Raw genomic sequence first — 10,466 nt, 5'->3', positions numbered from 1 at the left:
CAACGCTTCCAGCTTAGCTTCCGCACTAAGAGAATGGCCATCAATTAAAAATGAATTTGAACCATGCATAGTGAAAACATGAGTCCAATAACGAACATGTTTTGTTGGGACAGAATATTTTTCAGCGAGCTCTCGAGGAGTGGAGCCATCAAGATACTTTTTAGCTACTTTGAACTTTAACTCGCGACTGTATTTGGACATAAATAAAAGACCCCCAATAATTGGTTGTCCAACTATTGGGGGTCACTTCAAATATGAGTTCCCACGCGGGAGCGTGGGAACTAGATATGTTGTACTTTTTAGAGTTACTTTTTTGCAAGTCTAGCGATGTTTTCCAATCGCTGTTTCACCTTCGGATTGGCGTTTTGCGCAACCATTAACAGCGATGAAGCGGCATTTTCTGAAAGTGGGGGGCGAGGAATTGTCTCTTTTTGACCCGATTTGCAATCTGTTTTCGTACGATAAATGGATGGATTGATCTTTATTTCAATGCTGATCAATTTGCCAAACCCCTGGTTTCTTAATTGATTGAGGATATTGAGTCGATCATAATCTAGCTTCATTTTGATCGAAGCACTTGCCGCTTCCAATACCAAATGCCCGTCGCGAACATTTGCCGCTCTAATATGCGCTTCAATCCCTTTAGGCAGAAGTGTTTGCAATATAAGGTTGATCTGGATGATCTCTTTGGCGTGCTGTTGTAACTTACTCAGCCGAGATGATTCAATCAATTCATCTGTCGTTGTGGGGCGATGATCTCGCATTCCGCACTCCTTGTATAAAGCTCAGCGACATTCTATAACGATTTGTAGCTGGCTGAAATGAGCGATTAAATAGTGATGATTCACTTACAACTACCTTAAAACATTGGGCTTAGTGCACAAAATGCAAAGCTTAGAGCCAACAACTTCTAATGTTATTGGTTGTTGAACGAAAAATTACTTAAACTATTCGCCACTTAATAAATTTAGTGTCTTGAAAATATACGTCATCATCACAATATCAGAAGATACATGATTTATCTCAGTATCCTTAGTTGAAAACAGGTAGAGACTGAAGGCATTAAAAGATCGCGGACGATCTAAGCAAAGAGAGATTCACAACAAATGATAACTAAGCTACTGACTAAAGTAGTCGGCAGTCGTAATGACAGAACACTTCGCCGTCTAAGAAAAATTGTAAAAGAAATTAATAATTATGAGCCTGCATTTGAAGCTCTGTCCGATGAAGAGCTAAAGGCGAAAACGGTCGAGTTTCGTCAACGTCTTGAGCAAGGTGAAAATCTAGATCAACTACTACCAGAAGCATTTGCTACTGTTCGTGAGGCTTCAAAGCGTGTCTTTGGTATGCGTCATTTCGACGTTCAGTTAATTGGTGGTATGGTTCTAAACGGTGGACGTATCGCAGAGATGCGCACTGGTGAAGGTAAAACACTGACGGCAACGCTTCCTGCCTATCTCAATGCACTGCCAAGCAAAGGTGTTCATATTGTTACTGTCAACGACTACCTGGCTAAGCGTGACGCAGAGACAAACCGTCCACTATTCGAATTCCTTGGTCTGACGGTTGGCGTTAACGTGCCAAACATGTCTCCTCCAGCCAAAAAAGAAGCTTATCAAGCCGATATTCTTTACGGAACCAACAACGAGTTTGGTTTCGACTACTTGCGTGACAACATGGCATTCCGCCCAGAAGACCGCGTGCAACGTGAACGTTTCTTCGCTGTTGTCGATGAAGTGGACTCAATTCTTATCGATGAAGCTCGTACTCCGTTAATCATTTCTGGTCCTGCAGAAGATAGCTCAGAGCTCTACACTCGCATTAACGTGTTAATTCCATCTTTAGAGCGCCAAGATAAAGAAGATTCTGAAGAGTATCGTGGTGATGGCCATTACACGGTGGATGAAAAGTCTAAGCAAGTTCATCTGACAGAAACTGGTCAAGAATTTGTTGAAGAGATTCTGGTTAAAAATGGCTTGATGCAAGAGGGTGATACCCTGTATTCGCCAGCCAACATCAGTTTGCTTCATCATGTTAACGCAGCATTACGTGCTCATGTGCTATTTGAGAAAAACGTTGACTATATAGTGACGGAAGAAGGTGAAGTGGTCATCGTTGATGAACACACTGGTCGTACTATGCCGGGGCGTCGTTGGTCAGATGGTTTGCACCAAGCTGTCGAAGCGAAAGAAGGGGTTAAGATCCAGAACGAAAACCAAACTCTGGCATCGATTACCTTCCAGAACTACTTCCGTTTATACGAAAAACTGTCAGGCATGACAGGTACAGCAGATACTGAAGCGTTCGAATTCCAGCAAATCTATGGTTTAGAAACAGTGGTTATTCCAACCAACAAGCCAATGATTCGTAACGATATGCCAGATATGGTGTACCGTACAGAAGCTGAAAAATTTGCGGCGATTATCGAAGATATTAAAAAGTGTGTTGAGAAAGGTCAGCCAGTACTGGTTGGTACGGTTTCGATTGAAAAATCTGAGCTTCTTTCTAACGCATTGAAGAAAGCGAAAATCAAACACAGCGTACTGAATGCCAAGTTCCATGAAAAAGAGGCGGAAATCGTTGCTGAAGCCGGTAAACCGGGTGCCGTAACCATCGCAACTAATATGGCGGGTCGTGGTACGGATATCGTGCTTGGCGGTAGCTGGCAGATGCAAGTTGAGTCGCTAGGTAACCCAACTCAAGATCAAATTGACGAGATTAAAGCACAATGGCGCAAAGTTCATGATCAAGTGCTAGAAGCTGGTGGTCTGCACATCATTGGTACTGAGCGTCACGAATCACGCCGTATCGATAACCAGCTACGTGGTCGTTCTGGTCGTCAGGGTGATGCGGGTTCTTCTCGTTTCTATCTGTCGATGGAAGATACGCTACTGCGCATCTTCACTTCTGACCGCATGGCAAGCTTAATCCAAAGCGGTATGGAAGAAGGCGAAGCTATCGAATCTAAAATGCTTTCTCGTTCAATTGAAAAAGCGCAACGCAAAGTTGAAGGTCGTAACTTTGACATCCGTAAACAGCTTTTGGAATACGACGATGTTGCCAACGATCAACGCCGCGTCGTTTACGAGCTTCGTGATGAACTCATGAGCACTGACGATATCAGTGACATGATCGAACAAAACCGTGCGGATGTGATGACATCTGTGATCGACCAATACATTCCACCACAATCGCTTGATGATATGTGGGATATTGCCGGTCTGCAGGATCGCTTGAAGCACGATTTCGATCTAGAGCTACCAATCCAGTCTTGGCTTGATGAAGATGACAAACTGTATGAAGAAGCCCTTCGTGAGCGTATTATTGAAAACTCAGTAGCGGTTTACCAACACAAAGAAGAAGTGGTTGGTGCTCAGGTTATGCGTAACTTTGAGAAGTCTGTAATGCTGCAGACTCTGGATACGTTATGGAAAGAACACCTTGCTGCGATGGATCACTTGCGTCAGGGTATTCACCTGCGTGGTTATGCTCAGAAGAACCCGAAACAAGAGTACAAGCGTGAATCGTTTGAACTGTTTGAAGAGCTGCTGGAGTCATTGAAATCAGACGTTATCTCGATTCTGTCTAAAGTCCGCGTACAACAGCAAGAAGAAGTTGAACGCATGGAAGCGCAGCGTCGTGCTCAAGCTGAACAAGCCGCTCGTTTGGCTCAAGCTCAGCATGAAGGCAGTGATACCGGTAGCAACGAAGCTTCGGCTGAACGTAAAGTGGGGCGTAATGAGCCTTGTCCGTGTGGTTCAGGCAAGAAGTATAAACAGTGCCATGGAAAAATCGCTTAAATTTGTGTGAATCGTCGCTGTAATTAACGATTACTGCGTTAATGGTACTCACTTACTATCGTAAGCTCCGTGCCATTGCCTTGTCCTCGCTAATTACAGCTTAGCTTCACCACAAATTTAGAAATTTATTAGAGAAATAAGAGTCGCTTAGGCGACTCTTTTTGTAAGTAAAGAAAAACGCGAAAGGAAGTCAGATGAAACGAATTCATATCGTTGCCGGAATTATCTTTAACCAGGATAAATCACAGGTGTTTATTACTAAGCGCCCGGATAATTTGCACAAAGGTGGTTGCTGGGAGTTTCCGGGCGGCAAAGTTGAGCCGGGCGAATCTGTGCCTGAAGCGATGGCTCGAGAGCTAGAAGAAGAAATTGGCATTGAGGTAACCCAGCAACAGCTGTTTGAGCATCTTGAGTATGACTACCCAGAAAAATCACTCAAGTTCGATTTTATCGTCATCAGTCATTTCAACAATGAACCTTATGGTAAAGAAGGGCAGGATGGACTCTGGGTAGATATTGCTGAGCTGGCAAACTACCAATTTCCTGAAGCCAATGTGCCAATCCTCGAACGAGTGATTAAAGAGTTTTCGTAAGTGCTAGCTATCAACTTCGATAGTTGGTAATTTTAAAAGCGTAAATCGTAGGATAGTCACGAGTTAATGGAGAATTTTGCAATGGTAAGAATTGCAATTGCAGGCGCAGCCGGACGTATGGGCCGCAATCTGGTTAAAGCAGCACATCATAATTCACAATCAACAGTCGGTGCGGGATCTGAACGTCCTGAATCTTCTCTGGTGGGGGTTGATATCGGTGAGTTATGTGGTGAGGGTCGATTTGACGTCGCGTTAGTTGATAACTTGGAGTTAGCGATAGATAACTTCGACGTTATCGTCGATTTCACAGCACCCGCGAGCACTCTGGCGAATATCGAACTGTGTAAAAAATACGCTAAGAAGCTGGTTATCGGCACCACAGGTTTTACCGATCAAGAGCGTGAGCTTATCAATGAAGCCGCTAAGGTCATGCCTATTGTTATGGCTCCGAACTACAGCGTTGGCGTAAACCTGGTATTCAAGCTGCTAGAAAAGGCGGCGAAAGTCATGGGTGATTACTGCGATATCGAGATTATCGAGGCTCATCACCGTCATAAAGTTGATGCACCGTCGGGTACGGCTATTGGCATGGGTGAAGCCATTGCTGGCGCTATGGGCAACAAGCTTAATGATGTCGCAGTTTATGCCCGTGAAGGCATTACGGGCGAACGTACTCGTGACGAAATTGGTTTTGCAACCATTCGTGCCGGAGATATTGTTGGTGAACATACCGCTATGTTTGCCGATATTGGTGAGCGGGTAGAAATCACTCATAAAGCAACCGATCGCATGACATTTGCTAACGGTGCTATTCGTGCCGCGGTTTGGTTGAATCAAAAACCAGCCGGCTTTTACAGCATGACTGATGTGCTAGGTTTGAACGAACTCTAATTACATAATTATGCGCCAGGTTCGCTTGGCGCATAAGCCATTTTCTAACATTCTCCTTTCATTTTATCTTTCCTATAAATTGATTTATCCGTTAACTTTTTAAGTGTTTTTGCATTGTTGGGGTGAATTACTCCGTTTTGCCTTTATTTTTGACAATTAAAAAATAAGATTAACGTTTGCTTATTTTTTTTGCGCTGATTTCAATTGTTAACAAACTATTTTTTGCTTTCTTAAAATCAAAAGCTCATAAATATTACTTTTAAATGCTTAAAACATGCATTTTTGGTGGTTTTGTTCGGTTTTTTAGTTCTAAGGTAATTAAATTGAATTTAATTTTCCTGCTAACGTTGACATGGGTCACAGCGATCTCTAAAATACCGCCAATTTGTCAAAATTACCCTAGAGCATGATTTTCACGCTAACAGGAAGGCAAATTTGCAATTTAATTTATATTTTATGCATTTTTATTCTGGAGGTTGTCTTGAGTAAATCAGCACTGTTAGTCCTAGAAGATGGGACAGTGTTCCGCGGAGTGTCCATTGGGGCAGATGGTTCATCCGTTGGTGAAGTTGTTTTTAATACCTCGATGACGGGGTACCAAGAAATCCTCACTGATCCTTCCTATTCTCAACAAATCGTTACACTGACTTACCCTCACATTGGCAATACCGGTACTAATACCGAAGACGAAGAATCTTCTTCAATTCATGCACAAGGCCTTGTGATCCGAGATCTTCCTCTTATTGCTTCTAACTTCCGTAGTGAACAATCTCTTTCTGATTACCTTAAATCACAAAATATCGTCGGTATTGCTGATATCGATACGCGTAAACTTACGCGTATTTTGCGTGAAAAAGGCGCCCAGAACGGCTGCATCATGGCGGGCGATAACCTAGATGAAGCATTAGCCTTGGTAAAAGCTAAAGAGTTCCCAGGCCTTAAAGGTATGGATTTAGCGAAAGTGGTAACCACTAAAGAAGCGTACGAATGGAAACAAGGTTCATGGACACTGGAAGGTGGCCTACCTGAAGCTAAAGATGACACTGAATTACCGTACCATGTAGTGGCTTACGATTTTGGTGCTAAACGCAATATCCTACGTATGTTGGTTGATCGTGGTTGCCGTTTAACTGTCGTTCCTGCTGAAACTTCGGCTGAAGAAGTGCTCGCGATGAATCCAGATGGCGTGTTCCTATCGAATGGTCCTGGTGACCCGGCACCTTGTACTTACGCAATCGAGGCGACAAAAACTTTTCTTGAGAAAAGTCTGCCTGTGTTTGGTATCTGTTTAGGTCACCAAATTCTTGCGCTAGCTTCTGGTGCGCAGACGGTAAAAATGAAGTTTGGTCACCACGGTGCGAACCACCCGGTTAAAGATCTTGACCGTGGTGTAGTCATGATTACTTCTCAAAACCACGGTTTTGCTGCGGACGAAGCAACACTGCCTGAGAACCTACGTGCAACGCACAAATCACTATTTGATGGTTCTCTACAAGGTATTCACCGTACGGACAAACCGGCATTTAGCTTCCAGGGGCACCCTGAAGCGAGCCCAGGTCCGCACGATGCTGCACCGCTATTTGACCACTTCATTGAATTGATTAAACAACACCGCGCTTAATTTGGAGTAGTAGATAATGCCAAAACGTACTGACATTCAGAGCATTCTTATTTTAGGTGCCGGTCCAATTGTTATCGGTCAGGCTTGTGAGTTTGACTACTCTGGTGCTCAAGCGTGTAAAGCGCTACGTGAAGAGGGTTACCGAGTTATCCTTGTCAACTCGAACCCAGCCACCATCATGACTGACCCAGAAATGGCCGATGCAACATACATCGAGCCAATCCACTGGGAAGTTGTCCGTAAGATCATCGAGAAAGAACGCCCTGATGCGATTCTGCCAACCATGGGTGGACAAACAGCTCTTAACTGTGCACTGGCTCTAGAAGCAAATGGCGTTCTTAAAGAGTTCGGCGTAGAGATGATTGGTGCGACTGCAGACGCCATCGACAAAGCAGAAGACCGTTCTCGCTTTGATAAAGCAATGAAGTCTATCGGTTTAGAGTGTCCACGCGCTGATACAGCTAAAACAATGGAAGAAGCTTACCGTGTTCTCGATATGGTTGGCTTCCCATGTATCATCCGTCCGTCGTTTACTATGGGTGGTACGGGTGGTGGTATCGCTTATAACAAAGAAGAATTCGAAGAGATCTGTACTCGTGGTCTGGATCTATCGCCAACTAACGAGCTGCTTATCGATGAATCTCTCATCGGTTGGAAAGAGTACGAGATGGAAGTGGTTCGTGATAAGAACGACAACTGTATCATCGTTTGTGCGATTGAAAACTTCGACCCAATGGGTATCCACACCGGTGACTCAATCACTGTTGCTCCTGCTCAGACTCTGACTGACAAAGAGTACCAGCTTATGCGTAATGCATCGCTGGCAGTATTGCGTGAAATCGGTGTAGAGACTGGTGGTTCAAACGTACAGTTTGGTATCAACCCGAAAGATGGTCGTATGGTTATCATCGAGATGAACCCACGTGTATCTCGTTCTTCTGCTCTCGCTTCTAAAGCAACAGGTTTCCCAATTGCGAAAATCGCAGCGAAACTGGCAGTTGGCTTCACGCTAGATGAGCTAATGAACGACATCACTGGTGGTGCAACTCCAGCATCATTCGAACCAACTATCGACTACGTAGTAACTAAGATCCCTCGCTTTAACTTCGAGAAATTTGCCGGTGCTAATAACCGCCTGACCACTCAGATGAAATCTGTTGGTGAAGTGATGGCGATTGGTCGTAACCAGCAAGAATCGCTACAGAAAGCACTTCGTGGCCTTGAAGTAGGCGTGAATGGTCTTGATGAGATGGTCGACCTTGATGCTCCTGATGCGTTGACTAAAATCCGCTACGAACTCAAAGAAGCGGGCGCAGAGCGTATTTGGTACATCGCAGATGCATTCCGTGCAGGTATGTCGGTTGATGGTGTCTTCAACCTGACCAACGTTGACCGTTGGTTCCTCGTGCAAATTGAAGAGCTAGTGAAACTGGAAGCTGAAGTGAAAGCGGGTGGTTTTGCAGGTCTAACTCAAGATGTTCTGAAGAAGATGAAGCGTAAAGGCTTCTCTGATGCACGTCTGTCTAAACTACTTGGTGTTGCGGAAAGCGAAATTCGTCGTTTGCGTGACCAGTACGATATCCACCCTGTTTACAAGCGTGTCGATACCTGTGCGGCTGAATTTGCTTCAGATACGGCTTACATGTACTCATCTTATGATGAAGAGTGTGAAGCAAACCCAACCGATAAAGACAAGATCATGGTGCTTGGCGGTGGTCCAAACCGTATCGGTCAAGGTATTGAATTTGACTACTGTTGTGTACACGCATCTCTAGCACTTCGCGAAGATGGTTACGAAACTATCATGGTTAACTGTAACCCAGAGACAGTTTCTACCGACTACGACACATCAGACCGTCTGTACTTCGAACCAGTCACACTGGAAGACGTACTTGCTATCGTACGTGTTGAAAAGCCAAAAGGCGTTATCGTCCAGTACGGTGGTCAAACGCCACTGAAACTGGCTCGTGCTTTAGAAGCGGCTGGCGTACCAATTATCGGTACTAGCCCAGATGCTATCGACCGTGCAGAAGACCGTGAGCGTTTCCAGGCCGCTGTTGAACGTTTAGGCTTACTACAGCCAGAAAACGCAACCGTAACGACAATGGAACAAGCGATTGAGAAGTCAAAAGATATCGGTTTCCCACTTGTTGTACGCCCTTCGTACGTACTGGGTGGTCGTGCGATGGAAATCGTATACGACGAGCAAGATCTACGTCGTTACTTCAACGAAGCGGTCAGCGTATCTAACGAGTCGCCAGTTCTGCTAGACCGTTTCTTAGACGATGCAACGGAAGTGGATGTTGACGCTATCTGTGACGGTGAGCGTGTGGTTATCGGCGGGATCATGGAACATATCGAGCAAGCAGGTGTTCACTCAGGTGACTCAGCATGTTCACTTCCAGCCTACACGCTGAGCCAGGAAATTCAGGACAAGATGCGTGAACAAGTTGAGAAACTGGCTTTCGAACTTGGCGTACGCGGTCTGATGAATACCCAGTTTGCGGTGAAAGATAACGAAGTTTACCTCATCGAAGTCAACCCACGTGCTGCACGTACCGTACCATTCGTATCTAAAGCGACAGGTGCGCCACTGGCGAAAATCGCTGCGCGTGTTATGGCGGGGCAATCTCTGGAGCAACAAGGCTTCACGAAAGAGATCATCCCTCCATACTACTCAGTGAAAGAAGTGGTACTACCGTTCAACAAGTTCCCGGGTGTCGACCCACTATTAGGCCCAGAAATGCGCTCTACTGGTGAGGTAATGGGTGTGGGTGCAACATTTGCTGAAGCCTATGCGAAAGCTGAGCTTGGCTGTGGTGCCGTTTATCCAGAAGGCGGTCGTGCACTGCTTTCCGTTCGTGAAGGTGATAAAGAGCGTGTAGTAGACCTTGCTTCTAAACTAGTGAAACTTGGTTACCAACTGGATGCTACTCACGGTACGGCTGTGATTCTCGGTGAAGCAGGTATCAACCCACGCTTGGTAAACAAAGTTCATGAAGGACGTCCACACATTCTGGATCGTATCAAGAACAATGAATACACCTACATAGTGAATACGGCATCAGGTCGCCAAGCGATTGAAGATTCTAAGCTGCTACGTCGCGGTGCTTTGGCTGAAAAAGTGAACTACACAACAACGCTAAACGCGGCGTTTGCAACCTGTATGTCTCACACGGCTGACGCGAAAGCAACAGTGACTTCAGTGCAAGAGCTGCACGCGAAAGTGAAAGCTAGCCTAGCGTAACAAGATAATAAATCGGTAAACCTTAAGGTTTATCTGACAACCTCATTGCCCGCTCAATTGAGCGGGCTTTTTTGTTTGCCCAGCAAAGCTGGCAAACCCGTCCACTTGAAAGAAAGTGGAGTCACCCTGACTAAGGGGAAGACAATCCGAATGGCAAGGGCGTCACGGGCTAACGGTGGGGTCTGAAGGAAGCCATAGGAAGTTAGATGTACACAACTAACCGTAATCTGTTTCGGCGGTACTGGTGGGTAAGCGTCCAAAATAGCGCAAAGCCCAATACTTAGTCAGACCAATACTGTGATTGAGGGTGGGAT

Annotated in this window: 6 protein-coding genes and 1 pseudogene; 5 read left to right on the top strand and 2 right to left on the bottom strand. The window is 45.2% G+C overall.

The window, feature by feature from the left end; genetic code table 11:
• Together ACK5MF_RS06620 and ACK5MF_RS06615 are read right to left on the bottom strand one after the other, a co-directional pair.
• Positions 1-201: pseudogene (locus ACK5MF_RS06620) on the bottom strand (helix-turn-helix domain-containing protein); the annotation flags it as partial.
• 104 nt (positions 202-305) lie between these two features.
• Positions 306-764, bottom strand: coding sequence for a DUF721 domain-containing protein (locus ACK5MF_RS06615; RefSeq protein WP_416920544.1), 459 nt, complete (start codon positions 762-764; stop codon positions 306-308).
• Positions 765-1,106: 342 nt separating this feature from the next.
• Between ACK5MF_RS06615 and secA the strand changes: the two genes are divergently transcribed.
• The 5 genes from secA to carB all read left to right on the top strand — a co-directional run bounded on the left by secA (position 1,107) and on the right by carB (position 10,152).
• Positions 1,107-3,800, top strand: coding sequence for a preprotein translocase subunit SecA (gene secA / locus ACK5MF_RS06610; RefSeq protein WP_416920542.1), 2,694 nt, complete (start codon positions 1,107-1,109; stop codon positions 3,798-3,800).
• A 194-nt stretch (positions 3,801-3,994) separates the two neighbouring features.
• Positions 3,995-4,393: an 8-oxo-dGTP diphosphatase MutT gene (mutT, locus tag ACK5MF_RS06605; RefSeq protein ID WP_416920540.1), complete on the top strand. Its 399-nt coding sequence runs from the start codon at positions 3,995-3,997 to the stop codon at positions 4,391-4,393.
• An 81-nt stretch (positions 4,394-4,474) separates the two neighbouring features.
• Positions 4,475-5,284 (top strand): 4-hydroxy-tetrahydrodipicolinate reductase, encoded by an 810-nt coding sequence (dapB, locus tag ACK5MF_RS06600; RefSeq protein WP_416920538.1) that lies wholly within the window; start codon positions 4,475-4,477, stop codon positions 5,282-5,284.
• Positions 5,285-5,765: 481 nt separating this feature from the next.
• Positions 5,766-6,905 carry a glutamine-hydrolyzing carbamoyl-phosphate synthase small subunit gene (gene carA, locus ACK5MF_RS06595; RefSeq protein ID WP_416920536.1) on the top strand — a complete coding sequence of 380 codons (1,140 nt, stop codon included), beginning with the start codon at positions 5,766-5,768 and terminating at the stop codon, positions 6,903-6,905.
• Positions 6,906-6,921: 16 nt separating this feature from the next.
• On the top strand, positions 6,922-10,152 hold the full coding sequence (gene carB, locus ACK5MF_RS06590) for a carbamoyl-phosphate synthase large subunit (RefSeq protein ID WP_416920534.1): 3,231 nt from the start codon (positions 6,922-6,924) through the stop codon (positions 10,150-10,152).
• The last annotated feature ends 314 nt before the right edge of the window (positions 10,153-10,466 follow it).

This window comes from Vibrio sp. (genome assembly GCF_047973365.1).
GTDB lineage: Bacteria > Pseudomonadota > Gammaproteobacteria > Enterobacterales > Vibrionaceae > Vibrio.
The sequence above is the reverse complement of the archived record's forward strand: the minus strand, read 5'-3'. Positions and strand labels throughout refer to the sequence as shown.

Coding starts and splice junctions, on each gene's coding strand:
- ACK5MF_RS06615 (WP_416920544.1), bottom strand. CDS start 764: ATGCGAGATCATCGCCCCACAACGACAGATGAATTGATTGAATCATCT.
- secA (WP_416920542.1), top strand. CDS start 1,107: ATGATAACTAAGCTACTGACTAAAGTAGTCGGCAGTCGTAATGACAGA.
- mutT (WP_416920540.1), top strand. CDS start 3,995: ATGAAACGAATTCATATCGTTGCCGGAATTATCTTTAACCAGGATAAA.
- dapB (WP_416920538.1), top strand. CDS start 4,475: ATGGTAAGAATTGCAATTGCAGGCGCAGCCGGACGTATGGGCCGCAAT.
- carB (WP_416920534.1), top strand. CDS start 6,922: ATGCCAAAACGTACTGACATTCAGAGCATTCTTATTTTAGGTGCCGGT.